Consider the following 25016-nt stretch of genomic DNA (forward strand, 5'->3'; position numbering starts at 1 on the left):
ACCCAATTGATGATAAACCCTGGAACCGCGCAATCAAGCCAGTGAAGTTTTTGCGCCAGCGATGCCGTTCTCCAGGCCTATTTTCCCCAGCAGAAGATACTCGATGAGCGCCTTCTGGGTATGAAGCCGATTCTCTGCTTCTTCCCATACTATCGACTGCGGGCCATCGATAACTTCCGCCGCCACCTCCTCCCCCCTATGCGCAGGCAGGCAGTGCATGAACAGCGTATCCGGCTTGGCACAAGCCATCATTTCCGCATCCACGCGAAAATTGGCGAAATCCCTTTTTCTTTCCTCGGTCTCCGCCTCGAAACCCATGCTGGTCCAGACATCCGTGGTGACTAGATCAGCACCTTTTACCGCATCATGGGGATCGGCGAATTCCTCGTAGTGGTCGGTGCCATAAAGTCCCGCCCGCTCCGGTTCGACTTCGTATCCCGGTGGAGTCGACACATGCACATTGAAATCGAAAACCTCTGCAGCTTGAAGCCAGGTGTTGCATACGTTATTGGAATCCCCGATCCACGCAATCGTTTTGCCGGCGATACTTCCATTTCGTTCGATAAAAGTGAAAATGTCCCCCATGATCTGGCAAGGATGGTACTCATCAGTCAATCCGTTGATCACAGGCACCCGGGAGTGGTCGGCGAAGCGGCTGATGATGCTGTGTTCATAAGTGCGTATCATGACAATATCGACCATCCGGGAAATGACGCGAGCCGCATCCTCTACCGGCTCGCCCCGCCCCAGCTGCGTATCGCGGGTGGAAAGATAGATCGCGGCGCCTCCCAGCTGATGCATACCCGCTTCGAATGACAAGCGGGTGCGCGTGGAATGCTTGTCGAAAATCATTGCCATGGTTCGGTCTTCCAGGGGCCAGTAGCGGCGGTACTGCTTGAATTCATGCTTCATCCAGCGCGTCCGCTCAAACAGATGCTCGAACTCCTCCCGGGAGAAATCGTTGAATTGCAAGAAATGCTTGATCCGCATAATTATCCTGAATCCGGCAGTTGTAGCAAACTCACCATACCGGTGAGCGTCGGGTACCACGGAAAGTCCTGGTGGATCATAGCTCTATGCCGGAACTAAACTACCACCTACTAAAAGTAGGTGGGTTAGCGCAGCTTGGATGCAGATGACTAAAGTCATCTAACCGCATCAAGCTAAACGCGCATGAGTCAATCCCATCAAAGTCAAAGTCACCGTCTAAAGACGGTGGTTTTAACCAAATTTATTGAAATAAGCGGCCAGCTGCCGGATTTACGATTATTGGCAAACACAAGCTGGATCTCGAACAGCAGGGCCGTAACCCTTACGCTGGCGCTCCTCCTCAAGCGGCCGGACCGCCCGCATCATCATGCCGCCAGGAACTCCCGGATAATACCGGACAGGAGATTCACCACCTGCTCAGCTTCGCTTCTCTTCATGATCAGGGGAGGCAACAAGCGAACCACTTTATCCGAGGTCACATTGATCAGAAGCCCTTGTTTCAGGGCCTCCCCGACGAGATCGCCGCAGGACCTGGAAAGTTCGATCCCGATCATCAATCCCTGGCCCCGAATTTCCTTTATATCCGGCAGATCGGAAAGCTGTGTCCTCAACAGGCTACGCATGAAGTCGCCTATTTCCATCGCATTTCTCAGCAGGCCTTCCTCTTCGATCACTTCCAGCGTGGTCATGGCGGCACTGCATGCCAGAGGATTGCCGCCAAAAGTAGAAGCATGGTTGCCTGGCTTGAACACTTCCGCCGCCGTGCCTTTCGCAAGGCAGGCGCCGATGGCGACCCCCGAACCCAGGCCCTTCGCCAGAGTGATCACATCAGGCATGATGCCGGTATGCTGAAACGCGAACCACTTGCCGCTGCGGCCGATGCCGCATTGCACCTCATCCAGCATCAGCAGCCAGCCGTTCTGGTCACATAGATGGCGCAACCCCTGCAGGTACGTCGCCTGCGGCACGTTGACACCCCCTTCGCCCTGGTACGGCTCAACCAGGATGGCGACGATGTTCTTGTTGCGAATACCCACCTGCTCTACCGCTTCCAGGTCGTTGTATGGCACGCGTGCAAATCCTGTCAGCAACGGCTCGAACCCTGCCTGCACCTTCCGGTTGCCGCTCGCAGTCAGGGTAGCCATGGTGCGCCCATGAAACGATTTTTCCATTACGACAATAGTGGGAAGATCGATACCTTTGCCATGGCCGAATAGTCTGGCCAGCTTGATCGCCGCTTCGTTCGCCTCCGCGCCGGAATTGCAAAAAAATGCCCGGTCCATTCCTGAGAGGGCAGCCAGCCGGACGGCCAGTTGTTCCTGTCTTCCTATCCGGTAAAGATTGGAGGTATGAATGAGCGTTCCAGCCTGGCTACAGATCGCTTTCACCAGCTTGGGATGACAGTGTCCTAACCCGCATACTGCTACCCCCGCCAGCGCATCGAGATAGCGCTTGCCTGCTTCGTCCCACAACCACACCCCTTCGCCTTTTGCAAAAGTGACAGGCTGAGGCAAATAGGTGTTCATCAGATTTGACATATCGGAAACCTTGCTTGAACGCTATATGGAATGCATCGAGGAAATAAGGCTGTGGCAGCCCCGCATACAGGGGGAATAAGGGAGCAGGAACCCTGGCGCCGGGTTCCACGTTCCCGCCAGTGCAATATACTGGCCATCTCGTCATGCAACAAGTCCCGGTCTCCCTGCAAAATCAGGTTCCGCGGATTTCCGGCCTTGTCACGCACATTGGAACCCAGTCTCAAGTCCCGGCTTTTCCGCGCAGGAGCTGGAAGCAGTCGCATCAGCGATACCATTTTCAGGGTCGAAATGCAGCACGGCGGCATGAGCCGCCGTGCGTCGAAAATGAACTGTCGTACACCACCCTTCTATCTTTACCTATTTACTCAGCTTTTTCAAGCCTTTTTCCTCCAGGGGAGTGAGCAACCTGAGGCAAGGCAAATATCCGTCATAAACGATACCATGCATTTCAACGCGCTTTTGAGAGCGCAACATGCTGACCAGATATTGCACGACCTCCTGCGTGATCACCTGCCCTGGCACCAGCACCGGGATTCCGGGAGGATAAGGAGTAATCTGGTCTGCGCAAACCCTCCCGTCGATATCGTTATTTACCCGCTCCTGCTCGTCCAGCAGCGGCATCAGCTCTCCGCCACAATAAAATGCGTCGCGCGGCAGGTATTTCAAATTCGTAAAACCGGGAAGCTCCGCAATCTGGTAGAGGCGTCGAGGCGCGCGGCCTTCCCGCGCGATGCGCATCAGCGCGTCGTAAAGCCGCGAAACCTTGCTCCGGGTGGTACCGATGGTAAGCAGCAAAGTAAGTGTATTGAACGTGGATTTCTCCACCTGAATATTATACCGCTCGAATAATTCCCGGATCAGGTCCTCCACAGTATAGCCGCAACGGGATATGTCCACCGTCACCTTGGTGGAATCCAGCTGTATATTGTCGTGTTTCACCTCTTCCGGCAGAAGATCGGCAAGTTCCAGCACCCGGAACACCCCGGTGGAATTCACCTGATCCCGCACCTCCTTTGCCAGCTCGAGCGTGCGTGAAAGCAGCTTGTAACCTTCCAGGCTCGCCTGCTTGCGCGCCACATCCAGGCTGGCAATCATGCTGTACTGGGGGCTGGTGGAAGTATGCATATTGAAATTCTCGCGGAACAGATGTTCCTTGAAATCGGGATCGTTGACATGAATCATGCTGGATTGCGAAAAGGCCGACAGCACCTTATGGGTGCTCTGGGTGGCATAATCCGCTCCCGCTTCCATGGCAGTGGGACGGAATGCAGGATGAAAGCGGGCAAAACCATACCAGGCTTCATCGATGATCACCTTGATGCCTTTTGCATGGGCAGCCTCGATAATGGGGCGCAGATCGTATCGCAGTCCATCATAGGTGCAGCTGGTGAGTATCAGCGCCTGGGCATCCGGATATTCTTCGATGGCATTGAACAGGGTCTGCTTCGGCACCGGACCGTAAACGCTGAACTTCTTGTTGACCGAGGAGTTCAGATAAATCGGATGCGCGCCCGACAATACCACGCCGTGATGCACGGATTTATGACAGTTTCGATCCAGCAGGAGTTTTTCCCCGGGAGCGAGCAGCGTCTGGAAAATGACCTTGTTGGCGGTGGAAGTGCCGTTGGTGGCAAAAAAAGTACGTCGAGCCCCAAATGCCTTGGCGGCAATCTTCTGCGCTTCGGCGATCACGCCGGACGGTTCCATCAACGAATCCAGCATCGGCACCGATACCGAGAGATCCGCCCGGAATATATGCTCCCCGATGAATTGATAAAAATCGCTGGCCCACGGGCTATCGCGCAACGAATCGCCGGAGGAGTGTCCCGGCGTGTGCCAGGCATCCTTCGCCATGAGAACATAGCTTTTTAGCTGGTCATAGAACGGCGTACGTGCTTTTTCCTGGATCTGCGCATTGAGGATGCGATACATTCCCCGATAGTCCCGCTCTTCACGGTAAAAATAGCCGTCTACCGTTTCGGAAAAGAGGGAATCCACCACTTCATCCTCCTTTTCCTGCGCAATGAGGACATAAATGTCCAGTTCGGGGCGGAAGCGGGTAATTTCCTGCACCAGCTTCAATGCGGTCATTTGAAGATTGCGAGAACCTTTTTCGCCGTTTTTGAGCGTATACAGCGTATCGTCCACCACGACCGATTGGATATCTCCATCCTGTTTGATCGCTTCCAGCGCTTCGCGCGCCGTGGTAACGCCGGTAAAAGTGATGCCCAGGGGGTTTTCCAGAGACTTCGCGGCAGCATTCAGCCCCTTGATAAGCTCTTTGAGTATCAGGTTCTCGTCATTGATGATGAGAATCCGGCTGATGGGTCTTTTCATGAAGGCCGCTTCCAGGTTAAAAAACCGCTTTATGCGCTAAAACCATTTCGATTGCAAGCCGATTGCAAGGCTCAGGAAGGCATGGATGCGGCCTTGAGGCAATTCGAGCCGATTTCGGCAAAAGCAGTGAAGGGCGAAACGGTCTATAGTGACTTCATGAAATTGCGTTTCCCGGCCTTTCCGCCCCTGCGGCTTCTGCGATATGGCTCGGCCATGCTATTGCTGCTGCCCGGGCTCATCATGGCTGCGCCGGTAGTCGTGCTGAAAGTCGACGGAGTGATTGCGCCTGCCAGCGCTGACTTTATCGAGCGCGGTCTGCATGATGCCGCAACCGAAGGCGCACACCTCATTGTATTGCAGATGGATACTCCGGGAGGGCTGGATTCATCGATGCGCCGGATCATCCGGGAAATCCTCGCTTCGCCGGTGCCGGTAGCCGCTTTCGTCGCGCCCAGTGGCGCACGGGCCGCAAGCGCCGGGACCTATATCCTTTATGCGAGCCATATTGCAGCAATGGCGCCAGGCACAAACCTGGGTGCCGCCACCCCGGTAAGGATAGAGGGGTTGCCAGAGCAGCCCAGGCCCCGCCGTGAACCCCATCCCGAACCCGAAACCAGACCGGAGACGAGTCCGGAATCCAGCGCCAGCCAACACGACCCTAAAATCGGGAGTGAGGACAAGCTGCCGCCAGAAGACGCCATGTCGCGCAAAGCAGTGCACGACGCAGCCGCATACATCCGCTCGCTTGCCCAATTGCGCGGACGCAATGCCGATTGGGCTGAACGGGCGGTACGCGAAGCGGCAAGCCTTTCCGCCGCCGAAGCGCTGGATCTCAAAGTCATCGATTACGTGGCCGCCGACGTGCCCGAGTTGTTGAAGCAGTTAAACAACAAAAAGGTATCGGTGCTTGGCCGGGAGCGGGTTCTGGATACTGCTTCCGCCACGATCCGCATCGTCGAGCCAGACTGGCGGACTCAATTGCTGGCGATCATCACCGACCCAAGCGTGGCTTATATACTGATGCTTATCGGTATTTACGGATTATTTTTCGAGCTTTCCAATCCCGGCTTTGTCCTGCCCGGCGTGGCCGGCGCCATCTGCCTGCTGCTCGCCCTGTATTCCTTTCAATTGCTGCCGGTAAGTTACACCGGCGTTGCGCTAATCCTGCTGGGCATCGCATTCATGATCGCAGAAGCCTTTTTACCCAGTTTCGGCGCATTGGGTATCGGTGGAGTGGTCGCCTTCGCTGCCGGGTCGCTGATGCTGATCGAAACCGACCTGCCCGGCTATGGCATTCCCTTATCCCTCGTTGCCGGCGTGACGCTTGCCAGCGCGGCATTCCTGGTCGTCGTCGTTGGCGCAGCACTCAAGGCTTATCGCAGCCCCGTTGTCAGCGGACGGGAGGCGCTGGTGGGAGCCACCGGAGAAATGCTGGAAGATGCCGCGGTCGAAGGTATGGCGCTTGTCCAGGGTGAACTGTGGAAAGTACGCTGCGCCCAGCCGTTATCGCGCGGGCAAAAGGTGCGCGTCACCGGGATTGATGGCCTGGTCCTGCAGGTGACTTCAGTGGACAAATAGTAGCAGTAGCAGTAGCAGTAGCAGAATACGACAAGGAGGTAGATATGTTCGCCGATTTGACCGCATTGATCACCGTCCTGGTAATCGTGTTGTTCACTGCATTTCGCATCTTGCGCGAGTATGAGCGGGGCGTGGTATTCACGCTCGGCCGCTTCGACAAGGTAAAGGGACCAGGATTGATCATCATCATTCCCGGCATCCAGAAAATGGTCCGGGTCGATCTTCGCACGGTGGTAATGGATGTGCCCAGCCAGGATGTCATTTCGCGCGACAATGTTTCGGTAAAGGTCAATGCAGTCGTTTATTTTCGTGTCGTCGATCCGCAAAAATCCATTATCCAGGTGGAAAACTTCCTTTCCGCCACAAGCCAGTTCGCCCAGACCACCTTGCGTTCCGTATTGGGCAAGCACGAACTTGACGAAATGCTGGCGGAACGGGAAAAACTCAACCTGGATATCCAGAAGGCTCTCGACGTTCAGACCGATGCCTGGGGAATCAAGGTCTCCAATGTCGAAATCAAGCATGTGGATATCGATGAGTCCATGATACGGGCGATTGCGCGGCAGGCGGAGGCGGAGCGGGAACGGCGCGCCAAGGTGATTCATGCCGAAGGTGAATTGCAGGCATCGCACAAACTGATGCAGGCAGCGCAAACGCTTTCCCGCCAGAGTGGCGCAATGCAGCTACGCTATCTGCAGACCCTGACCAGCATCGCCAGCGACAAGTCGAACACCATTATTTTTCCGGTATCGATGGACCTGATGTCGACGCTGACGAACGTTCTCAAAACTCCAAACCGCCGAGGGCTCGATGAAGCTGGCTCAGCTGATGAGCCTGGCGGACCCGATGCGACTGATGAAGCCGCATTGGGCAGCAACCGGATGGAGGAAACGGCAACGGATCGGGCAAACAACTCCGCATAGCCTCCCAGTCGGAAGCTATCGCTTCTGCTGTTTCCGCCACCCGCGCTGGATGGATCTCAGGCGATCGCCTTTATTGCGGCAGACAGGCGGCTTTTATGGCGTGCAGCCTTGTTCTTGTGGATGATGCCCTTGTCGGCAATCGAATCTATCATGCCGGCAGAGGCCTGGAACGCGGCCTGAGCGGCGGATTTGTCCGCGGAGCTGATGGCTTTTCTCACATGCTTGATTGCTGTGCGCAACTGGGAACGCATGCTCATGTTGCGGCTACGCTGTTCGACGTTCTGTCGCGCGCGTTTTCTTGCCTGGGCGCTATTGGCCATGTAAAAACCCCGAATTAATTCAATGCGAAAATCTTTCGAATAATACGGCTATTCAAGCCATATTGCAAGCCGCGCAGCCGGACATCTGGATAACCTTGTCCCATCCCGGCTTTGCTCTTCAGTCGAAGGCGCCGACATATCCGTTCATATATCTGTTATCTGTTCAATGGCCGATCGGGGCCGGCCGCGATCGAGCTGATTTATTACCATTGGCACAACCCCCTTTCTGTATTCGGGTTACCATACTCAGCCATGAATCTGCTCAGAGCCCTCACCACCATCAGTGGCATGACGTTGATATCCCGTATCCTGGGGTTCGTACGCGACGTCCTGATCGCCCGCGTTTTTGGCGCCGGAATGGCGACCGACGCTTTTTTTGTCGCGTTTCGCATCCCCAACCTGCTGCGGCGCTTGTTTGCGGAAGGGGCATTTTCCCAGGCATTTGTTCCCATATTGGCGGAATACAAGTCACGCCGGACCTTCGAGGAAACACGCGGACTGATCGACCGTGTGGCGACCCTGCTGTCGATATGCCTGTTCCTCGTGGCATTGGCTGGCGTCATCGCGGCGCCAGCGATAATTTACGTCAGCGCCCCTGGATTTGGCGGCAGCCCCGAAAAATTCGAGCTGGCTACCGACCTCTTGCGCATCACGTTCCCGTATATCCTGTTCATATCGCTTGGCGCGCTGGCGGGCGGGATACTCAATACCTGGAGCAAATTTACCGTGCCGGCACTGACTCCGGCTCTTCTGAATATTTCCTTCATCGCGTTTACGCTATGGGGAGCGCCAATGATGGACCCGCCGGTATTGGCGCTGGCCTGGGCGGTGTTCGTCGGGGGCGTGCTCCAGCTTTTGTTCCAGTTACCGTTCCTGATGCGTCTCAACCTCATGCCTCGGCTTCGCTTCAAATCCGACGACGATGGGGCATGGCGCGTGCTCAAGCAAATGATACCCGCTATTTTCGGCGTATCGATCAGCCAGATCAGTTTGCTGATCAATACTATTTTCGCTTCTTTTCTCGTAACGGGAAGCGTAACCTGGCTCTATTATGCAGACCGGCTGATGGAATTTCCGGCAGGACTGCTGGGAGCAGCCCTCGGAACCATATTGCTTCCATCATTGTCTCGGCATCATGCGGACAAGAGTGCCGAAGAATATTCCCGCCTGCTGGATTGGGGCCTGCGGCTTACCATGCTGCTCACCCTGCCTGCAGCGCTGGCGCTCGCCATCCTTGCCACTCCACTCGTCGCCACGCTTTTCTACCATGGAAAATTTTCCGCCGACGATGTGTTGATGACCCGCGACGCCCTTATCGCCTACAGCGTGGGACTATCGGGATTGATACTGGTGAAAGTGCTTGCACCTGGATTTTATGCGCGGCAAAACATCAAAACGCCGGTAAAAATCGCGGTCATCACGCTGATCGCCACGCAGTTGATGAATCTCGCACTCATCATGCCCCTGCGGCATGCCGGCCTCGCGCTCGCCATTGGCCTGGGCGCATGCCTTAACGCCTCCCTGCTTTACTACAAGCTTCGCCTCCACGGAATTTACCAGCCGCAGCCGGGATGGATGGTCTTTATGCTGAAAATATTCATGGCATTGGCAGCGATGGGCTGTGCGCTGTGGTTTGCCTCAGGCACCGATTCCTCCTGGCTGATCAGTTCCACGCTCGATCGCGCCTTGCGGCTGACATGGGTGGTGGCGCTGGGCGCCATGATCTATTTCGTCATGTTGTGGCTGCTTGGTTTCAGGCTTCGTGATTTTTCCCAGAAAGGCGTGCTGTAATCGTTTTAAGAAACGGCATTAATGCCCGGTGCAACCGTCAGCGCCAGGACCGGCAACAGGCCAGTTAATGAAAAAAAGGATGTCTCATCTGTAACGAAGCAGGATTAATGCTCTTTTTAATGAGACGAGAATTTCCCGGCGTTATTGCGCATAAACCCTCGGCCTGACAGTAGAAAAAAAACTTATCTGGCAGGGGGATTAGCCATATAATGGGCGGCGATTCATTCCCGTTAACGGTAAATTACCCCATTAAATTTTGAACATGACTCGCTCTTCCTCCAGATATTCAACCTTATTAATCCTGCTTCTGGGATTTTTCCTGAACGGTTGCGCCACGACGGACAAGAACGCCAAGGCCGACAAGGGCATGGAGAATACCTCTACCCCCGTCGCGGACAGCGGCGCCAAGGCCGATAGCAGTGCCAAAGCGGGTAGCGCTGCAGCGGCCGGCACCACGGCAAGCAGCGTCGCGGGTACTGGTTCCGGAACGAATGCCGCCAATAGCGACAGCACCACGAAGAATACAAATGTATCTGCCAGCGCTGCCGCTGCCTCCGATAATGCCAGGAAGGATTCCCAAGCGCCGGTCAGCGGTCCCGTATTCAAGGCCGCGGCGCCGAGCTCCTACCCGCCCTACAGCAAGAAAGATCCATGGGAGCCTATGAACCGTGCGGTATTTGGCTTCAACGAATCCCTGGACGACTATCTGCTCAGGCCCGTGGCAAAGGGATACCGGTGGATCATGCCCGATCCACTGGAAAACGCGGTAGGAAATGTTTTTTCGAACCTGGGTGATATCCCGATAACTCTCAATAATCTCCTCCAGCTCAAGTTCAACAATGCGCTGACCAGCAGCATGCGGGTAGTGGTCAATACCAGCTTCGGCCTGGGTGGCATAATCGATCTGGCAAGCGACATCGGGCTGGAAAAACACGATGAGGATTTCGGACAGACACTGGGATACCATGGTGTCGCGAGCGGACCCTATCTGGTGCTCCCTTTTCTCGGGCCAAGCACAACCCGCGACGCTGGCGGCAGGGTGCTGGATATTGCGACCGACCCGGTCTTTGTCGGCAGCTTCTTCGTCGCTCCGTTTATCGGGCCAATAGTCGGGAGCACGAGGGCCGCAGACACACGCGCTGGATTGCTGAAATCGGAAAAGACGCTGGACGAAGCCGCGCTGGACAAATATGAGTTTGTACGCGAGGCCTACCTGCAGCGGCGGCGCAATCTGGTTTATGACGGGAACCCGCCGAAACAGCGGGATGAGGACGACGGCGAATAAATAAGGCGTAAAGCAGGTTAAAAGCAGCTTCCAAAAAAGCTAAACAGCTGAAAAATGCCGGAATGTTCCGAATGGAAACATTCCGGCATTTTTATTTCCGGTAGCAAAAATCCTCCCCCGCCTGAATGGACTCCTTGAACCCAAATCCGGCAGTTGACCGCTCATTTCCAGTTTAGGACAATGATCCACAAAGATTTTTCCCGATCATTACTATCCAGCAGGCACCGAACCGCATGGAAAACCCGGATTACTGCATCTCGCGCAACGCGGCTATACGCGCTTCCAGCGGCGGATGGGACATGAACAGGTTTCTGATACCATCGCTTTTGCCCGATATCCCGAAGGCCGCCAGCCGATCCGGCAATTGCGCCGGTTCATGCTGCTGTCTCAAGCGCTCCAGAGCGGCGATCATCTTGTTGCGGCCCGCAAGCTGAGCTCCTCCCGCATCCGCACGAAACTCCCGCTGGCGACTGAACCACATGACGATCATGCTGGCAAGAATGCCCAAAACCATTTGCGCTATCAGGCTGGTCACGAGAAAAGCCGGACCATGGTCTCGTTCGGTCTTAAATACAACCCGATCGACGAAGTGGCCGATCACTCGGGACAGGAATATCACGAAAGTATTGACGACACCTTGAATCAAGGCAAGCGTGACCATATCGCCGTTCGCCACATGGCTTATTTCGTGTGCCAGGACACCCTCGATTTCATCCTTCTGCATATTGTGAAGCAGGCCGCTGCTTACAGCGACCAATGCGTTGTCTCGATCCATGCCGGTGGCAAAAGCATTGACATCCGGGGCATCGTAAATCGCAACTTCCGGCATGCCGATACCTGCCCGCTCAGCCTGGCGGCGGACGGTGTCCACCAACCACCGTTCCGTCGGATCGGAGGGCTGCTCGATCACGGTGGCTCCCGTCAGGCGCTTTGCTGTCCATTTCGACATGGCAAGCGAAATGAAAGAGCCGCCAAAACCGATCACACCCGCCATGATCAGCAGGGAATTAAGGTTTATGTTGGTTCCCTCTGCATCCAGGATGCGATCCACGCCCAGCAGGCGCAGCGTGATGCTCAGCACCAGAAGAATCGCAAGGTTGGTTGCTATGAACAGGAAAATCCGTTTCATGAAGATAACTCCATTTCTACTTGTAAAGCTGCGTGCAAAGATAGAGCATAAATGGGGCTGGAAGTTCAGTTTTCAAGTAGGAACGACTATCCGGCTATCCATCGATTTTTGGCACGGCAGGAAGACCGGTCTGCGCCTCTTCCTGCTTTCCTCGAACTCCAGCCGCTAACGCCGCCGGTATCGTGCAGCCATGGCGTATGCCGCCAGCCCTGCAAACAGGATGAAAAAAATCGCCGACCAATCGGGAAGCGTAAGGCTCATGAACTTCCAGGTTACATCGGCGCAGTCGCCGTTGGCCTCGAACATGGCTGGCCACCACTTCGCCAGAGGCAGCGCATTCAAAAATGCTTCCTCCGGACTGATGCCGCATTCGAACGCTTCCGGATAACGCACCAGCCAGGCTTGGCGCAACGCGACCGCCGCCCCGGCGGCCGAGACAGCGAGGATCCATCCGCTGTAGATCTTCCGGCCAAATGCCCGCGGCCCTTGCAAAAATGCCACCAACGCAGCTATGCCAACCAGGCAATAGGCAACCCGTTGGACCACGCAGAGGGGGCAAGGCAGCAGATTCCTGACGAGCTGAAGGTAAATAGCATAACTTAGCAATCCGGCGCAACCAAGAAATATCAACAGAAAAATTATTCTCATCGATTTTATGGACGGCCTTGATCAGCCAGGGAATGGGGTCCGGTATTGGCGGAACCGGTACTGGCGCTTCCTCTGCGCATCCCGCCAGCAGTCATTTTATACTCCAATAGCCTGCATTCAATCGACCCATTGAATAGCGGAATGCGGCGAGACGCAGCCAGCCGGATACGCTTTGGCAGAAGCGGATCAGCGGTGATGATATATGCTTTCCATCCGCTGAATTTCTTCTTGAGCATATCGCCAAGCCTGGGATAGAAATCTTCCAGCCGTTGCTGTTCGCCCATGCGCCGGCCATAAGGAGGATTGGTTACGATAGTGCCGGACGGCGCCGGCGCCGCAATCTCCAGGACATTTGCCTGTTTCAGCGTAACGACTTCGGAGAACCCGGAGGCGGACAAATTTGTACGGGCCATGGACAATGCATCTCCGTACAGATCGCTTCCGAATATCGGCAGGGGCCTCTTCGGCTTCTCGCGGTCCGCTGCAGCCGCCTTCAGCCGCTTCCACAACCCTTCATCGAATTCGCCCAGCTTCTCAAAAGCAAAACCACGCCCGGATCCAGGAGCAATATCCAGTGAGATTTGGACTGCTTCGATAAGGAATGTTCCGCTGCCGCACATCGGATCCAGCAGCGCCATGCCCGTTGTCCAGCCTGCGAGATGCAGGATTCCCGCTGCCAGGTTTTCCCTTATCGGCGCCTCTCCTGCGCTTTTCCTCAACCCGCGCTTGAAGAGGGGATCGCCGGAAGTGTCCAGATACAGCGAGAAATTCTGCGCATCGAGAAAGCCGTGTATCCTGATATCCGGTTGAAACGTATCAACGCTGGGCCGGCAGCCGGCGACCCGCCGGAATTTGTCGCAGACCGCATCCTTGATCCTCAAGGTAACAAAATCGAGACTGCGCAACGGGCATCTGACAGCGGCCACATTCACGCGTATGGTGCGGGACGCAGTGAACCATTCATGCCACGGCAGCGCAAGAGCAGCCTCATAAACATCGGCTTCACCGGCATAGGGTCCGCACGCGACTCGCCACAGGATACGGCTGGCAATGCGGCTTTCCAGATTTGCCCGATAGCAGGTTTCCCAATTGCCTTCAAACCCCACGCCGCCGTCGTCTTCCTTCACCGAGGATGCGCCGAGCCGTTGCAATTCGGTAGCCAGTGCGGATTCGAGTCCGCGGGGACAGGGGGCAAAAAAATATTGCGGATGGGCCATTGACGGGCTTGAAAGGATTGAGCTGAATTACTTATTCACCAGGTCACGGTCACCCAAGTCGCCCAGCTTATTTTGAAGCCCACGCCCCATACGCTAGTAAAGCCCATGCACTCAGAAACGATACTCCGCCGAATGGCGTGATGGCCCCCAGCCCGCGTATCCCTGTCAGGCTCAGTACATAAAGACTGAGGGAAAACAGGACAATTCCCGCGAGCATCAACCAGCCCGACCATCTTATCGGCCGGGACGCCGGGAAATGCATCAGTATGAGGCCTACCGCCAGCAGGCCCAGCGCATGGTAGAAATGGTATTGGACGCCCGTCTGGTACACAGCCAGCATATCCGGCGTCAACTTCTGCTTCAACCCATGCGCACCGAAGGCGCCCAATCCCACGCAAAGAAATGCATTGACCGCGCCGAGCGCAAGAAAGATACGTGCCATTGGAGAATAGTTAGAAATTATTTCCTGAAAAATCGATCTGAAGCCGGCGCCAGGAGGGAACCACGCCTGCCCGCACCACGCTGCTGGACGCGCATCGCAGCATAACAACATAGCAATCAGGATCTGAATTACGCTCCTGACAGGACCAGCATGTACTGTGCATCACTGCTGTCCAAATGTCCAGCGGGGAACACCAGGTTCCGCAGGCAAGGCGCGCGGCCTGAAATACTCCTCCCGAAGGAAAGATGCATCAAAAAAGTCACATGCCGGGGCATCGGGGCGACCGTTTCGCGCTGCCTGTTTCCGTTTACCGGTCTTTTTTTTCGACCAGCGCATCGCTCCAGCCGGTAGCAAATTCTACCCGGATGACTTCTCCTATGCTGATCTGGCCGCTATTTCGCACCACTGTCCCGTCAGGGGCATAGGCAATACTGTAGCCGCGCTCCAGCACGGAACAGGGATTGAGATGGGCCAGGTTTTCCCGCTGGCGCTGCAATGCCATCATCAGTACCTCCATGCGCCTGGAGGTGGCGCGATCCAGACGCAACCCCAACTCATGCCTGCGCCCGTCCAATAGACGGACATCCGGAGCCGCAAGGGCGAGCCGATGGCCAAGCTCGCGCAGACGCCAATTTCGATTTTCCCGATGCTGCGCCGAACAGGCGTCAAGCCGGCTGCGCAAATACTGGAGGCGGGCAAGCTGGTCGCGGATAGCCTTTCCCGGATGCACCAACCGGCATCCGAGCCGGTCCGCGCCTTGCATCATGCTCCCGATCCGACCCTGGATACTGCGGGAAGCGCGGCTCCACAAAACTGCCACGGTCCGCAACAGCTCCTCCCTGTGGGGACAGACCAACTGGGACGCGCCGGTAGGAGTGGGCGCGCGGGCATCCGCGACGAAGTCAGCGATGGTGAAATCGGTTTCATGCCCTACTCCGCTGACGATGGGGATGGAACATGCGGCAATGGCCCGTGCCACGACTTCTTCATTGAACGCCCATAAATCCTCGATGCTCCCCCCTCCCCGGCATAGGATCAGCACCTCGCACCCGGCATGGATTTCCGCCTTTCGAATAGCTGCGGCAATCTTCTCGGCGGCACCAAAGCCTTGCACCGGAACCGGATAAACCACCACGGGCATGGAAGGCATGCGCCGCTTCAGCGTTGACAGCACATCGTGCAGCGCGGCCCCGTCGGGAGAAGTGATGACGCCTATCTGTGCCGGGAAAGGCGGTAACCGCTTTTTGCGGCCGGAAGCAAACAGGCCCTCCTTCTCAAGCCGGTCCCGGAGCTGCTCGAATGCTTCGTATAATCTTCCTAACCCCGCGCGCCGGAGTGTTTCCACGCATAGCTGAAATTCCCCGCGCGCCTGATACAACGTCACCAGCGCGCGCGCCTCCACCTGCATTCCGTCCTTTGGCTGCCAATCGAGGTATCGGTTTTTTTCCCGGAACATGACACAGCGCACCTGTGCCTGGGCATCCTTCAAGGAGAAATACCAATGGCCTGACCCGTAGCATTTGATGTTTGAAATTTCCCCGCTTACCCATAATAATGGAAACGCTTGTTCAAGTAATTCCTTGGCACTGCGATTCAATTCGCTAACGCTCAGCACCGGATGCAGGACCGGCATTTCCATTTCCATTTGAAAATTCATCTTGACATTCTACAATAATCCACATCTGTAACAAATCTGTATAGTTACGTTACGCAAAACCGCATGAATATTAGGTTTCAGTATAACACACTGTTTATAAACGACTTTATAAAAGTTCAAAAAACAGTCTACCCAGAAAATGTCGTTATAGAAGGGTAACTTAACAATTCTACCTTCAAGTTGCTCACAAACTTATCCACAGCAATTGTGGACAGTTAAGGAACTTTTTAAGGAAGCGCTGAACAAATCATCATTTGATCGAAGATGGCACGAGCAGGCGGCACTCATTCATCATTTACATCGACGCGGGCAAGAAATGCCTGCTCTGCTCCTGTTTTTGGGCGGCATTTGCCCTGTTTTCCCGCGAATTTCATCGTTTCGCCTATTTCAGGACGCACCTTGGGCGTCGAGTGCAAACCGTCGCCGCTTGGCGATCAGCAGATTCGCCAATCCGAAGAGGGTATAAAGCTGTGCCGTGTTTTTGGCCAGTCCGCGATAGCGCACCTTCTTCATGCCGAAGAGGTTCTTGACGATGTGGAAGGGATGCTCGACCTTGGCCCGCACACTCGCCTTGATCTGCTCGATCTGCTCCTTCAGGCGGCCAATTGGAGTATCCGGCAACGTCTTGCGCTTGCCGGGGCGCATCGCTACTTCCCATTGAACTTCGGTATTCAGGTTCTCTTCCCGTTTCTCGACACCCTGATAGCCAGCGTCGCCAAAGACAACCTTCTCATTCCCATGCAACAGCGCATGGGCTTGGGTAACGTCATGGGTATTGGCTGGCGTGGTAACCAGCGTATGGGTAATGCCAGACTCGACATCGACGCCAATGTGGGCCTTCATGCCAAAGTGCCACTGGTTGCCTTTCCTGGCTTGGTGCATCTCTGGATCACGCCCGCCACTCTGGTTTTTGGTCGAGGACGGGGCTGCGATGATCGTCGCATCGACGACGGTGCCCTCCTTGAGAATCAACCCCTTCACGGCCAGCAAGGTATTGATGGCGGCAAAGATGCGCTCGGTCAGCTTGTTGTCTTCAAGCAGGCGACGGAACTTGAGCAGGGTGGTGGCATCCGGTGCCGACTCACGCAACAGGTCAATCCCGACAAAGGACCGGAGAGCCTGACTGTCGTAAATGGCATCTTCAATGCCTTCATCCGAAAGACCAAAGCATTGCTGGGCGATGTACATGCGCAGCATGCGTTCCACGCCAATCGGTGGACGACCACGGCCTGTGCCCTTGGGGTAGAATGGCTCAATCTCGGCCACCAGTGCCAACCACGGTGTCACAGCATTGATCTGGCCGAGAAATCGGTCGCGTCGCGTCACCTTCTTCTTCGCCGCGTATTCCAGGTCAGAAAAACTCCCTTGCATCGCCAAGTGCCTATCTGTTTTCAATGCACCAATTCTCGCATGTCATCCACTGCCTCCGTTCGTCAAAATGCATTAAATCAGCGTTTCCTTAAGAAAGCCTCTGAACAAATCCTCGTCTTTCGCGCATCCGGTTCCGCAGGGCCACCACCGCGCCAGCGGAGATTCATTCGGGCTTACATGATGCCTTAGCCTTGCTGAAAATACAGGGGCGCGATACATTACAGCTCTCTTTTTGCACCGATAACAAGGAGCTTGCCGCATGTTCGCGTTGATCCAAGCTGCGGGTTGGCCCATCTGGCCAATTATCCTGGCTTCCATCGTGGCTGTGGCTATCATTGGCGAACGCTTGTGGGCCTTGCGCCTCAATGTGGTTACACCGCGAGACCTCCTCCCCCGGGTGTTGCAGGAATACCGGAAGAACGGCACCAGTCCAGACATGCTCGCGCGCCTGGAAAAGCATTCACCCCTGGGCCAGATTCTTGCGGCAGGTCTGCGAAACGATAAAAGCACCCGGGAGATAATGAAAGAATCCATCGAAGAAGCGGGCCGCGCTGTCGCACATAACCTCGAACGTTATCTCACGACCCTGGGCACCATCGCGTCCCTTAGCCCGCTAATGGGCCTGTTCGGCACGCTGGTAGGCATGATCGAAATTTTTGGCGCCAGTTCGCCGACCGCTGGTGGTTCCGATCCGGCCCAACTTGCCCATGGCATATCAGTGGCGCTGTACAACGCGGCTTTCGGTATCCTGGTGGCTATTCCAAGCATCATCTTTTACCGTCACTTCCATGCCAAGGTGGACGGACTTATAGTGGAGATGGAGCTGCAGGCCTTGAAGCTGGTTGAAATGATCCACGGAGAGCGCAAGGATTGATTCCACTGGAAGCATAGGATTTACCCATGAATTTTCAACGCGGCAGGCACAAGGAAGAACCCGAGATCAATCTCCTGCCCATGATCGACGTGCTGTTGGTGATCCTGATTTTTCTGATGATCACCACGACTTATTCGAAATTTTCCGAAATGGAAATCAGCCTTCCGCAAGCAACCTCGAACAAATCCGCAGGACGCTCCAATGCCATCGATATTTTAGTAAGCGCGGCCGGGGCCTACAAGGTAAACGGGGCGCCGGTCGAGCAATCCACCACGGAAGAGCTAGGCTCGGCGCTGCGCAAGGCGGCAGGCGAGCGTCCTGATCCGGTCATTGTCATTCACGCGGATGCCGAATCCACGCACCAGGCGGTAATCAGAGTGATGGAAGCAGCGCGCCTCGCTGGTTATAATCACATTACCTTCACGACCGAAAACCCCAGGTAAATCCTGCCCATAAAAATGCCAGGACAACCCGGTTGGAATGCCGGTCATGGAACGCTAAATGATGGATGTCTTCTCCTTCTCCCGGTTCTGCCGGGTCCGCAAAATAGAGGTTCGCGCATGGACATGAAACTGCTTGACATCCTGGTTTGCCCGCTATGCAAGGGGCCGTTGCTCTACAGGAAAAACGAAAAAGAACTGATCTGCAAGGCAGACCGGCTGGTATTTCCCATCAGGGATGGCATCCCTGTAATGCTGGAAGATGAGGCGCGGAAACTGCCGCCGGAAGAGGATATTTGAGGCCTGAAGGAAGAAAAGGAAGAAAATACTGGAGACTCCGGAAAATGAATCTCGTATTTTTCATGGTACTGAAAAATGACTAAAAATGATGCCGCCATCCTCGGCGCACTGGTGGCGGATGCGGCATCGCTCGGGTTGCATTGGCTTTATGATCCGGATCGCATCTCCCGGATTGCCGCCGATAGGGGCCTCGTATTCCTGCCACCGGATATGAACGACTATTCGGGTGCAAAGGGCTATTTCGCGCACGGCGGCAAAAATACCGGGGACTCGAGCGGCTATGGGGAAACATGCCTGTTGATGCTGAACCATCTCGCCCGGCACGGCAGTTTCGACCGGGTAGCCTATCAGACGGAGTTGCGGTCATACTTCGGACCGGGTGGAACGTACGTCGGCTATATCGATTCACCCATGCGCACGACGCTGCATGCGCTACTGCTGCTGGAACCCGCGGCATTCCCCGTGGCATCCGGGGCTGACGACGACCAGCATCTAGCCTTGGCGGCGCTCCCTGCCCTGGTCGCACTCCACGATGGATCACAGGATGGCTTGATGGATCGCGTGGAGGAAGTGGTGCGTATCACCAACGACAATGCGCTCGCAGTCGCTGCCGGGCAGTGTGCCGCAGCAGCTTTATATAACATGCTGCGGGGAGAGCCGGCCGCGCAGGCGCTGGCAAATGCCCTGTCATTTGCCGGAAGCGTTCTCGGGCCGTTGCTTGCCGAGGCGCTCGCCATGACAACGCTCGATGGCGTCGCCGCGGCGCAGCGATTCGGTCCGGCATGCCATGTCGCCGAAGGCCTCCCCGTAATTTTTCACATTGCCCAGCGGGCACCGGACTATCGCAGCGCCGTCGAATCCAATATCCGCGCTGGCGGAGACAGTTGCGGCCGCTCGATCATGCTGGGCGCAATGGCTGCAATAGGCACCGGAAAACAGGAAGCAGGATGCTCCATCCCATTGCCATGGCTTGGTCGCTACCGGAAACTCGTCGTCGCGGCAGATTCATGCGCAGCCCTGGGATTCGGGACCGATATTTAAGGAAGCGCTGAATAAATCTCCGCTGGCGCGGCGGTGGGTTTGCGGGATGGGATGCGCGAAAGGCGACGACGCGAATGGTGCGACCGCGCAGGGCGGAGCAGTGTCTTCAGCGCTTCCTCAGGTAAAACAAAAACTCCTCATCCGATTCGGAAAAAAACAGCAGATGGTTTCCCGTCTGATCGGCAAAAACCTGGAAATCGATCACGGCAGCCGGATCAGTGGCGACAATTTTCAATACCTGCCCGGCCACCATCTCGGCAAGAGATTTCTTGGTGCGCAGAATAGGCAGGGGGCAGACAAGGCCGCGCACATCCAGTTCCTTGTCCCAATTCCAGTTCATGGTTTCTCCGGTCTGCTCAACATCTCGCATTGTAAATCATGCAGGAATCCACGCAGCACGCTGTGTTTTGATTAGAATGCGAACTTTCCACAGTTTACCAGTTGTGCCGCAATGCCAGTCAATTTTGCCCCTCCACACGCCGAGCAGCTGTTTCCCGTAAAAGGCGTGAAGCTCGGCATTGCCGCTGCCGGGATCAGGAAGCCCAACCGCAAGGACTTGCTCGTCATTGCACTCGATGAAGATACGAAAGTAGCAGGCGTATTCACGCAAAATGATTTTTGCGCAGCGCCGGTGGTAGTTGCCAAGGATCGCCTTTTGAACCCGGGGCCCGGCGAATCCATTCGCGCCCTGGTAATCAATACGGGCAACGCCAACGCAGGAACCGGAGAAGACGGCATTTCACGCGCCCGTGCCACCTGCGCGGCAGTTGCGCGATTGATGGGCTGCGATGAAAAACAGGTATTGCCGTTCTCCACGGGCGTGATCATGGAACCGCTGCCGCTCGACAGGATAGTGGCGGGGCTGCCAGCCGCCGTGTCGGGCCTTGAGCCTGGCAACTGGCTGGCCGCCGCGGAAGCGATCATGACTACCGACATCGTTCCAAAAGTCGTATCGCGGCAACTGCTCCTGCACGGCAAAACCGTGACGATCACCGGTATTGCAAAGGGCTCGGGAATGATACACCCCAACATGGCGACCATGCTTGGCTACATCGCGACCGATGCGGCCCTCGATCAGCCGCTGCTGGAAGAAATTCTGCGGCATGCGGCGGAAAACTCTTTCAATTGCATTACCGTTGATGGCGATACCTCGACCAATGATGCTTTTATCGTGGCTGCGACCGGACGAGCCGGGAATCCATCCATCACCGACAATACCAGCGGCGAATTCATCATGCTGCGCGACGCGATCACCGACGCCGCAATACACCTCGCGCAAGCCATCGTGCGCGACGGAGAAGGCGCGACGAAGTTCATTACAGTGCGCGTCGAGGGCGGAAAAACCGTGGAAGAGTGCAAAAAAGCGGCATACGCCATCGCCCATTCCCCACTGGTCAAAACCGCTTTCTTCGCTTCAGATCCCAATCTGGGGCGAATACTGGCAGCCATCGGCTATGCCGGCCTGGAAAACCTGGATGTGAGCGGACTGAAACTATACCTGGACGATGTGCTCGTGGCTGAAAATGGCGGCAGGGCAAACAGCTACCGCGAGCAGGATGGGCAACGCGTCATGAAGCAGGCGGAAATAACGGTCCGCGTGGCAATGAACCGGGGAGCGGAGTCGGCCACCGTCTGGACCTGCGATTTGTCTTATGACTACGTAAAGATAAACGCGGATTATCGAAGCTAGCGGCGCCGTCACCCCCCCATTCTTTCCCTGATGGCCTGGAGCTGTTGGAAGACCATCCCTGGCGACAGGCGGCGGGCAGAAGTTGCGCTTTCACGTGCAACCCCCGCCTCTCGAACCTGCCTGCAGTCTTCTGTTACTCGCCCATGGGCTTCATATGGGGGAATTTCCGGTAGTCCGTTTCATACCCGCCGGAACCCGACCCGCCATAACCGGAGCGATCTCCATGGTGGTGATGCTTCCTTCTCATTTTCTTTGCCTCATCCTTGTCGATATACCCGTCGTTGTTGGCATCCATTTTGCTGAACATCATATCGCAATGACGCGCGTGCTCGTCCCTGCTTACCCTGCCATCATTATCGGTATCCGCCATGGACATGCCGCACTTTCCTTCTCCATGCTTGCGGTCATACCCGGTTTTTTTGGCTTCATCCTTGTCGATATATCCGTCGTTGTTGGCATCCATCATGCCAAACATCTTTTCGCAATGACGCGTATTCTCATCCCTGCTTACCCTGCCGTCTTTATCGGTATCCGCCATGGCCATTCCACATCGACCCTCGCCGCATTTGCCATCACTCTTTTTCCCTCCATACCCTTTGTCGTCGGAACTCTTGCTGTCACTGTATCCTTGAGCGACCAGGTATCCTTTACTGAGCGATTGCATTGCGAACGGATTCTCGCCTGCAGAGGCGATGGGCAGTGTGGCGAACGTGCCAGCCGCGAAGGCCGAACCTAGAGCAAGAGAAATAAGTGTTTTTTTACTGGTCATCTTATTCATGGTGTTTTTCTCCTCGAAAATGTAGCTGGGATGCAACTGGGTTAACGGCGGAGATCCTCCTGTCCGGGCACGCCGACACAACCGGCAGCCGGCCTGCAACCGGGTTCGGGGATTCTGATCTGTCACACTGCAAAAACCGGATTTCCATTCGGTCAAGCGCAACAGTTGAAATCATGACTCTTCCTGTCAAAGGTTCAGTACGGTAACACACATTGAGAAAGCCGTACGGAACACCTGGACGCGCCTCCCCAAAACCGGCAATCGCCAGAGATCTTGAATATAATTCACTCCGGTTCGCCTTATCCGCTGCCTGGATACCGCGCAAAAAAACGATACGGGATACCCATGAATGATTTCGCCGATTTATGCATTCGCGCCGAAAACCTGCTCTCCCGCCTGGAAGAGATGATTTCGCAAAGAGCGGCCGAGCCGGACTGGAATGCGGTCGCATTCCGGTGGCGCAAGCACGGCCATAAAGGCTTCCTGCAACCTGTAGCGCATCCGCACCGCATCCGCCTGGAATTGCTGCGAGGGATCGAAACGCAAAAGGAGAGCCTGGATCAGAACACCCGGCAGTTTGTAAACGGATATCCCGCAAATAACGTACTCCTTACCGGCGCGCGCGGCACGGGGAAATCCTCGCTTATCAAGGCCATGCTCGACAGCTACGCGGAGGCGGGATTACGCCTGATCGAAGTGGAAAAACAAGACCTCACGGACCTGCAGGATATAGTCGAGAAAATATATCAGCGCCGGGAACGCTTCATACTCTATTGCGACGATCTGTCATTTGAAGCCGGAGAACCTGGCTACAAGACGCTGAAGGTGGTACTGGACGGTTCCGTCGCCACAACCTCCGAGAATGTCCTGGTCTATGCCACATCCAACCGCCGGCATCTCATGCCGGAGTACATGCGGGATAATCTGGATACGCGCCATATCGACGGAGAGATACACCCCAGTGAATCGGTCGAGGAGAAAACATCGCTGTCGGAGCGCTTCGGCCTATGGATATCGTTCCATCCATTCAACCAGGACGAATATCTGGATATCGTTCGTCAATGGCTTGCCTATTTTGACATCCACAAAATGAGCCCGCCGGTTCGCGAAGCCGCGCTGAGATGGTCGATTGCACGCGGCGCGAGAAACGGCCGGGTAGCCTGGCAATTTGCGCGGGATTGGGCAGGCAGGCAGCAAGCAGGGCATGGCGCCGAAGGATGAGTGAACACGCTGAAATCGTCGAAGTCGCCGCCGCAGTGATCACGCGGCCAGACGGAAAATTCCTGCTGGCACGCAGGCCGAAAGGCAAACCCTACGCAGGATACTGGGAATTTCCTGGCGGAAAGGCGATGACGGATGAACCATTGCCACGCACGCTCCAGCGGGAATTGCAGGAGGAGCTGGGAATACATGTCGAAAGCGCGTATCCATGGATCACCCGCACTTTCAGCTATCCCCATGCCACCGTCCGTCTGCACTTTTACCGCATAATGGAATGGCATGGCGAGCCCCAGCCTCGCGAAAACCAGGTGCTGTCATGGCAGCACGCGCCCCGGCCGGAGGTCGAGCCCATGCTTCCGGCGAATGCACCGATCCTGCGGGCGCTCGATCTACCCTCCGTTTACGCCATTACCCGCGCCACGGAAATCGGCGTGCCTGTAACGCTGGGACATTTGCAAGCCGCCCTGAAACAGGGATTGCGGCTGATACAGGTGCGCGAGAAAAACATGACGAAAGAAGCATTGGCCGATTTTGCACGCACTGTGATCAGCCTCGCCCGGCCCCATAGTGCCCGCGTGCTGGTGAACTGCGATACCGGCAATGCGGATTTCTATCGAGAGGCCGGGGCAGACGGGATACATCTATCCGCGGCCCGGCTCATGGCGCTGAAGAAACGCCCCGATATCGAGTGGTGCGGCGCATCCTGCCATAATGCGGAAGAGCTTTTTCAGGCGGAGCAGATGGAGATGGATTTCGTCGTGCTCGGGCCGGTGCTGCCAACTTTGAGCCATCCTGACTGCTCTCCGCTGGGATGGCGGAAATTTGCCGCGATGATCGGGGGATGCTCCATGCCGGTCTACGCGCTCGGCGGATTGCGGAAAGATGACCTGGCTGCCGCCTGGGAGCACGGCGCCCATGGCGTCGCCCTGATGCGGGGCATCGCGTAGGCGTTCCTTTCATCTGGCATGGAATCGCGTAGTTGCATGGAAAATTCCCGTCATTCCGGACGCCGCGCACGCGGTGAGCCGGAATCCAGCGCTTTTTCAAGCTACTGGATTTTCACCCCTTCGCGGAGATACCGCAGAGCCCGCTATCCCTACGGTCATTCTATCGCGCGCCTTCTTCCCTTTTCTTCCTTGCCGGTTCGCCCTCCTTCTCCCCGTCATCCGGAATGCGGTAAGACTCCGCCGCCCATTGGCCCAGATCGATCAGCTTGCAACGCTCCGAGCAAAAAGGGCGATAAGGGTTTCTGGAATTCCACACGACTATTTTGCCGCATTGCGGGCAGTTCACGACAGGCTGCTTCATGATTCATCCAGCAAATTGAGATATCCAAATAATCCAAATAACAAAAGCGCGCTATCCAGTGCAGCGCGGGAAAAAAGCGTATCGAAGCACCCTTGATCTGCCCCTCTTTCCCTCTGCAACCCATCGTTTCGCCGCAGC

25 protein-coding genes are annotated in these 25016 nt (G+C 55.9%); 12 read left to right on the plus strand and 13 right to left on the minus strand.

The window, feature by feature from the left end; all coding sequences use genetic code 11:
- Positions 1-33 precede the first annotated feature (33 nt).
- From argF to ACZ5CE_RS10875, 3 genes are all read right to left on the minus strand, one after another.
- Positions 34-990, minus strand: coding sequence for an ornithine carbamoyltransferase (argF, locus tag ACZ5CE_RS10865; protein ID WP_464574930.1), 957 nt, complete (start codon positions 988-990; stop codon positions 34-36).
- Positions 991-1355: 365 nt separating this feature from the next.
- The gene (locus ACZ5CE_RS10870; protein WP_464574931.1) at positions 1356-2528 is read right to left on the minus strand and encodes an acetylornithine/succinylornithine family transaminase; all 1173 of its coding nucleotides are present in this window, start codon (positions 2526-2528) and stop codon (positions 1356-1358) included.
- A gap of 357 nt (positions 2529-2885) precedes the next feature.
- Positions 2886-4865, minus strand: coding sequence for an aminotransferase class I/II-fold pyridoxal phosphate-dependent enzyme (locus ACZ5CE_RS10875; RefSeq protein WP_464574932.1), 1980 nt, complete (start codon positions 4863-4865; stop codon positions 2886-2888).
- Between the two features lie 81 nt (positions 4866-4946).
- Here ACZ5CE_RS10875 and ACZ5CE_RS10880 point away from each other — a divergent pair, with 81 nt between their 5' ends.
- Both ACZ5CE_RS10880 and ACZ5CE_RS10885 read left to right on the plus strand, forming a co-directional pair.
- Entirely contained in the window at positions 4947-6443 is a 1497-nt protein-coding gene (locus tag ACZ5CE_RS10880; protein ID WP_464574933.1) for an NfeD family protein, read from the plus strand.
- Between the two features lie 44 nt (positions 6444-6487).
- Entirely contained in the window at positions 6488-7366 is an 879-nt protein-coding gene (locus tag ACZ5CE_RS10885; RefSeq protein ID WP_464574934.1) for a slipin family protein, read from the plus strand.
- Positions 7367-7422: 56 nt separating this feature from the next.
- Here the strand turns inward: ACZ5CE_RS10885 and rpsT are convergent, their stop codons facing one another.
- Positions 7423-7686 (minus strand): 30S ribosomal protein S20, encoded by a 264-nt coding sequence (rpsT, locus tag ACZ5CE_RS10890; RefSeq protein WP_464574935.1) that lies wholly within the window; start codon positions 7684-7686, stop codon positions 7423-7425.
- Positions 7687-7938: 252 nt separating this feature from the next.
- Between rpsT and murJ the strand changes: the two genes are divergently transcribed.
- Positions 7939-9477 (plus strand): murein biosynthesis integral membrane protein MurJ, encoded by a 1539-nt coding sequence (gene murJ / locus ACZ5CE_RS10895; protein WP_464574936.1) that lies wholly within the window; start codon positions 7939-7941, stop codon positions 9475-9477.
- Positions 9478-9739: 262 nt separating this feature from the next.
- A complete protein-coding gene (locus tag ACZ5CE_RS10900) occupies positions 9740-10762 on the plus strand; it encodes an MlaA family lipoprotein (RefSeq protein ID WP_464574937.1) in 1023 nt (340 codons plus the stop codon).
- 247 nt (positions 10763-11009) lie between these two features.
- Here ACZ5CE_RS10900 and htpX read toward each other — a convergent pair whose 3' ends face one another.
- Positions 11010-11891 carry a protease HtpX gene (gene htpX / locus ACZ5CE_RS10905; RefSeq protein WP_464574938.1) on the minus strand — a complete coding sequence of 294 codons (882 nt, stop codon included), beginning with the start codon at positions 11889-11891 and terminating at the stop codon, positions 11010-11012.
- Between htpX and ACZ5CE_RS10910 the strand changes: the two genes are divergently transcribed.
- Complete coding sequence (locus ACZ5CE_RS10910; protein WP_464574939.1) at positions 11890-12060, plus strand: hypothetical protein; 171 nt, start codon at positions 11890-11892, stop codon at positions 12058-12060. The two genes, htpX and ACZ5CE_RS10910, sit on opposite strands and share 2 nt — an antisense overlap.
- Here ACZ5CE_RS10910 and ACZ5CE_RS10915 read toward each other — a convergent pair.
- From ACZ5CE_RS10915 to ACZ5CE_RS10935, 5 genes are all read right to left on the minus strand, one after another.
- Complete coding sequence (locus ACZ5CE_RS10915) at positions 12057-12539, minus strand: disulfide bond formation protein B (RefSeq protein ID WP_464574940.1); 483 nt, start codon at positions 12537-12539, stop codon at positions 12057-12059. The genes ACZ5CE_RS10910 and ACZ5CE_RS10915 overlap by 4 nt on opposite strands.
- A 5-nt stretch (positions 12540-12544) precedes the next feature.
- Positions 12545-13756 carry a THUMP domain-containing class I SAM-dependent RNA methyltransferase gene (locus ACZ5CE_RS10920; protein ID WP_464574941.1) on the minus strand — a complete coding sequence of 404 codons (1212 nt, stop codon included), beginning with the start codon at positions 13754-13756 and terminating at the stop codon, positions 12545-12547.
- A 67-nt stretch (positions 13757-13823) separates the two neighbouring features.
- Positions 13824-14198: a DUF423 domain-containing protein gene (locus tag ACZ5CE_RS10925; protein ID WP_464574942.1), complete on the minus strand. Its 375-nt coding sequence runs from the start codon at positions 14196-14198 to the stop codon at positions 13824-13826.
- 307 nt (positions 14199-14505) lie between these two features.
- Positions 14506-15837: an exodeoxyribonuclease VII large subunit gene (xseA, locus tag ACZ5CE_RS10930; protein WP_464577496.1), complete on the minus strand. Its 1332-nt coding sequence runs from the start codon at positions 15835-15837 to the stop codon at positions 14506-14508.
- Positions 15838-16242: 405 nt separating this feature from the next.
- Entirely contained in the window at positions 16243-17226 is a 984-nt protein-coding gene (locus ACZ5CE_RS10935; RefSeq protein ID WP_464574943.1) for an IS5 family transposase, read from the minus strand.
- A gap of 259 nt (positions 17227-17485) precedes the next feature.
- Between ACZ5CE_RS10935 and ACZ5CE_RS10940 the strand changes: the two genes are divergently transcribed.
- The 4 genes from ACZ5CE_RS10940 (at position 17486) to ACZ5CE_RS10955 (ending at position 19881) form a co-directional block, all read left to right on the plus strand.
- Positions 17486-18100 carry a MotA/TolQ/ExbB proton channel family protein gene (locus tag ACZ5CE_RS10940; protein WP_464574944.1) on the plus strand — a complete coding sequence of 205 codons (615 nt, stop codon included), beginning with the start codon at positions 17486-17488 and terminating at the stop codon, positions 18098-18100.
- 26 nt (positions 18101-18126) lie between these two features.
- A complete protein-coding gene (locus tag ACZ5CE_RS10945; protein WP_464574945.1) occupies positions 18127-18543 on the plus strand; it encodes an ExbD/TolR family protein in 417 nt (138 codons plus the stop codon).
- Positions 18544-18660: 117 nt separating this feature from the next.
- A complete protein-coding gene (locus ACZ5CE_RS10950) occupies positions 18661-18840 on the plus strand; it encodes a Trm112 family protein (protein WP_464574946.1) in 180 nt (59 codons plus the stop codon).
- 75 nt (positions 18841-18915) lie between these two features.
- Positions 18916-19881 (plus strand): ADP-ribosylglycohydrolase family protein, encoded by a 966-nt coding sequence (locus tag ACZ5CE_RS10955; RefSeq protein ID WP_464574947.1) that lies wholly within the window; start codon positions 18916-18918, stop codon positions 19879-19881.
- 106 nt (positions 19882-19987) lie between these two features.
- On the opposite strand, the gene ACZ5CE_RS10960 is transcribed toward ACZ5CE_RS10955, so the two are convergent.
- The gene (locus tag ACZ5CE_RS10960) at positions 19988-20221 is read right to left on the minus strand and encodes a sulfurtransferase TusA family protein (RefSeq protein ID WP_464574948.1); all 234 of its coding nucleotides are present in this window, start codon (positions 20219-20221) and stop codon (positions 19988-19990) included.
- 111 nt (positions 20222-20332) lie between these two features.
- Here ACZ5CE_RS10960 and argJ point away from each other — a divergent pair, with 111 nt between their 5' ends.
- On the plus strand, positions 20333-21571 hold the full coding sequence (argJ, locus tag ACZ5CE_RS10965) for a bifunctional glutamate N-acetyltransferase/amino-acid acetyltransferase ArgJ (RefSeq protein ID WP_464574949.1): 1239 nt from the start codon (positions 20333-20335) through the stop codon (positions 21569-21571).
- A gap of 133 nt (positions 21572-21704) precedes the next feature.
- Here argJ and ACZ5CE_RS10970 read toward each other — a convergent pair whose 3' ends face one another.
- Positions 21705-22349: an HvfA family oxazolone/thioamide-modified RiPP metallophore gene (locus ACZ5CE_RS10970; protein ID WP_464574950.1), complete on the minus strand. Its 645-nt coding sequence runs from the start codon at positions 22347-22349 to the stop codon at positions 21705-21707.
- 345 nt (positions 22350-22694) lie between these two features.
- Between ACZ5CE_RS10970 and ACZ5CE_RS10975 the strand changes: the two genes are divergently transcribed.
- Together ACZ5CE_RS10975 and ACZ5CE_RS10980 are read left to right on the plus strand one after the other, a co-directional pair.
- A complete protein-coding gene (locus ACZ5CE_RS10975; RefSeq protein ID WP_464574951.1) occupies positions 22695-23570 on the plus strand; it encodes an ATP-binding protein in 876 nt (291 codons plus the stop codon).
- Positions 23567-24517: a Nudix family hydrolase gene (locus ACZ5CE_RS10980; protein WP_464574952.1), complete on the plus strand. Its 951-nt coding sequence runs from the start codon at positions 23567-23569 to the stop codon at positions 24515-24517. Before ACZ5CE_RS10975 ends, ACZ5CE_RS10980 begins: the two co-directional genes overlap by 4 nt.
- 160 nt (positions 24518-24677) lie before the next feature.
- Here the strand turns inward: ACZ5CE_RS10980 and yacG are convergent, their stop codons facing one another.
- Positions 24678-24878: a DNA gyrase inhibitor YacG gene (gene yacG, locus ACZ5CE_RS10985; protein WP_464574953.1), complete on the minus strand. Its 201-nt coding sequence runs from the start codon at positions 24876-24878 to the stop codon at positions 24678-24680.
- Between the last annotated feature and the right edge of the window lie 138 nt (positions 24879-25016).

Source organism: Nitrosospira sp. TNL200 (assembly GCF_055386305.1).

What these genes read in the sequence shown, in the direction of transcription:
- ACZ5CE_RS10935 (WP_464574943.1), bottom strand. Translation starts at nt 17,226, where the DNA reads ATGCAAGGGAGTTTTTCTGACCTGGAATACGCGGCGAAGAAGAAGGTG.
- ACZ5CE_RS10955 (WP_464574947.1), top strand. Translation starts at nt 18,916, where the DNA reads ATGACTAAAAATGATGCCGCCATCCTCGGCGCACTGGTGGCGGATGCG.
- yacG (WP_464574953.1), bottom strand. Translation starts at nt 24,878, where the DNA reads ATGAAGCAGCCTGTCGTGAACTGCCCGCAATGCGGCAAAATAGTCGTG.
- ACZ5CE_RS10910 (WP_464574939.1), top strand. Translation starts at nt 11,890, where the DNA reads ATGAAGATAACTCCATTTCTACTTGTAAAGCTGCGTGCAAAGATAGAG.
- ACZ5CE_RS10920 (WP_464574941.1), bottom strand. Translation starts at nt 13,756, where the DNA reads ATGGCCCATCCGCAATATTTTTTTGCCCCCTGTCCCCGCGGACTCGAA.
- ACZ5CE_RS10925 (WP_464574942.1), bottom strand. Translation starts at nt 14,198, where the DNA reads ATGGCACGTATCTTTCTTGCGCTCGGCGCGGTCAATGCATTTCTTTGC.
- ACZ5CE_RS10870 (WP_464574931.1), bottom strand. Translation starts at nt 2,528, where the DNA reads ATGTCAAATCTGATGAACACCTATTTGCCTCAGCCTGTCACTTTTGCA.
- murJ (WP_464574936.1), top strand. Translation starts at nt 7,939, where the DNA reads ATGAATCTGCTCAGAGCCCTCACCACCATCAGTGGCATGACGTTGATA.
- rpsT (WP_464574935.1), bottom strand. Translation starts at nt 7,686, where the DNA reads ATGGCCAATAGCGCCCAGGCAAGAAAACGCGCGCGACAGAACGTCGAA.
- ACZ5CE_RS10975 (WP_464574951.1), top strand. Translation starts at nt 22,695, where the DNA reads ATGAATGATTTCGCCGATTTATGCATTCGCGCCGAAAACCTGCTCTCC.
- ACZ5CE_RS10945 (WP_464574945.1), top strand. Translation starts at nt 18,127, where the DNA reads ATGAATTTTCAACGCGGCAGGCACAAGGAAGAACCCGAGATCAATCTC.
- ACZ5CE_RS10960 (WP_464574948.1), bottom strand. Translation starts at nt 20,221, where the DNA reads ATGAACTGGAATTGGGACAAGGAACTGGATGTGCGCGGCCTTGTCTGC.
- ACZ5CE_RS10885 (WP_464574934.1), top strand. Translation starts at nt 6,488, where the DNA reads ATGTTCGCCGATTTGACCGCATTGATCACCGTCCTGGTAATCGTGTTG.
- ACZ5CE_RS10880 (WP_464574933.1), top strand. Translation starts at nt 4,947, where the DNA reads ATGGATGCGGCCTTGAGGCAATTCGAGCCGATTTCGGCAAAAGCAGTG.
- xseA (WP_464577496.1), bottom strand. Translation starts at nt 15,837, where the DNA reads ATGGAAATGCCGGTCCTGCATCCGGTGCTGAGCGTTAGCGAATTGAAT.
- ACZ5CE_RS10980 (WP_464574952.1), top strand. Translation starts at nt 23,567, where the DNA reads ATGAGTGAACACGCTGAAATCGTCGAAGTCGCCGCCGCAGTGATCACG.
- htpX (WP_464574938.1), bottom strand. Translation starts at nt 11,891, where the DNA reads ATGAAACGGATTTTCCTGTTCATAGCAACCAACCTTGCGATTCTTCTG.
- ACZ5CE_RS10875 (WP_464574932.1), bottom strand. Translation starts at nt 4,865, where the DNA reads ATGAAAAGACCCATCAGCCGGATTCTCATCATCAATGACGAGAACCTG.
- ACZ5CE_RS10970 (WP_464574950.1), bottom strand. Translation starts at nt 22,349, where the DNA reads ATGAATAAGATGACCAGTAAAAAAACACTTATTTCTCTTGCTCTAGGT.
- argF (WP_464574930.1), bottom strand. Translation starts at nt 990, where the DNA reads ATGCGGATCAAGCATTTCTTGCAATTCAACGATTTCTCCCGGGAGGAG.
- ACZ5CE_RS10900 (WP_464574937.1), top strand. Translation starts at nt 9,740, where the DNA reads ATGACTCGCTCTTCCTCCAGATATTCAACCTTATTAATCCTGCTTCTG.
- argJ (WP_464574949.1), top strand. Translation starts at nt 20,333, where the DNA reads ATGCCAGTCAATTTTGCCCCTCCACACGCCGAGCAGCTGTTTCCCGTA.
- ACZ5CE_RS10915 (WP_464574940.1), bottom strand. Translation starts at nt 12,539, where the DNA reads ATGAGAATAATTTTTCTGTTGATATTTCTTGGTTGCGCCGGATTGCTA.
- ACZ5CE_RS10940 (WP_464574944.1), top strand. Translation starts at nt 17,486, where the DNA reads ATGTTCGCGTTGATCCAAGCTGCGGGTTGGCCCATCTGGCCAATTATC.
- ACZ5CE_RS10950 (WP_464574946.1), top strand. Translation starts at nt 18,661, where the DNA reads ATGGACATGAAACTGCTTGACATCCTGGTTTGCCCGCTATGCAAGGGG.